The sequence below is a fragment of the Vibrio sp. 1978 genome (assembly GCF_033344345.1).
Window position 1 is genome coordinate 1 of the sequence record NZ_JAWPOP010000144.1, and the last position, 1,085, is coordinate 1,085.

Below are 1,085 nucleotides of genomic sequence, written 5' to 3' on the forward strand. Positions count from 1 at the left end.
GTATGTTTCTATCTCACAACCGCAAAGTCGTTCATAAAAATCAGATTGATAGAAAGATGACTGAATGTGGCTCGAAATGCCTAATGTCATGGCCAACCAACTCAGGAAGAGTAGTAGTACTATGCGCCCATATCTCAAATACATCATCCCAACGGTGATTCCGTTACTTATTTGGCTGATGCCTTTGTCAGCGTTTCCTTTTGACGGCATCACCATCGTCCAACAGCGAGTTATCGCGATCTTTTTGCTGGCTGCGCTCTGTTGGGTGTTCGAGCCTATTCCAATTTATGCCACGTCGGTGGTGATCATCGTGCTTGAGTTATTGCTCGTTTCGAACAAAGGCATTGTCTTGTTTCGAACACAAGAAGGGCAGCCTCATTTTGGCGAACTACTGCAATATCACGAAATCATGGCTACCTTTGCAAGCCCAATCATCATGCTGTTTTTAGGTGGTTTTTTCTTAGCAATGGCCGCAACCAAATATCGTTTGGATGTGAACCTCGCTAGGGTGTTGCTCAAGCCGTTTGGGCAAAACCCTAAGTTTGTCATGTTAGGCCTGATGCTGATCACCGCTATATTCTCGATGTTTATGTCGAATACCGCGACCACCGCGATGATGTTGTCGATATTAACGCCAGTTATCGCCGTGTTTGGGCCTAAAGACCCGGGCCGAATTGCATTCGCGCTGTGTATTCCTGTTGCTGCGAACATCGGTGGTATTGGTACGCCAATCGGTACGCCACCAAACGCGATTGCTTTGAAATACCTCGTGGGTGATAACTTGATTACCTTTGGGGAGTGGATGGTGTTCGGCGTACCATTTGTGGTGATCATGATGGCGCTTGCTTGGCTTCTGATAGGTTATTTATACAAAGCCGAGCAGACGAAAATTGATCTGAACATCAAAAGTAAGTTCCTAAAAACACCAAAAGCGATGATTGTTTACGTCACATTCGCTGGCACCATCATTCTTTGGTTGATGGGCTCAGCGCATGGCATGAACTCATACACCGTCGCTTTAATTCCGGTTGCCGTGTTCTCGCTGACAGGGATCATCAACAAAGAAGACCTCAAAAAGATCTCTT

At 46.0% G+C, this 1,085-nt stretch carries 1 protein-coding gene; it reads left to right on the forward strand.

What is annotated here, in order from left to right; all coding sequences use genetic code 11:
- Window positions 1-121: 121 nt before the first annotated feature.
- Window positions 122-1,085: SLC13 family permease (locus R8N49_RS25095; RefSeq protein WP_318190208.1), on the forward strand; the 964-nt coding region annotated here is incomplete at its 3' end.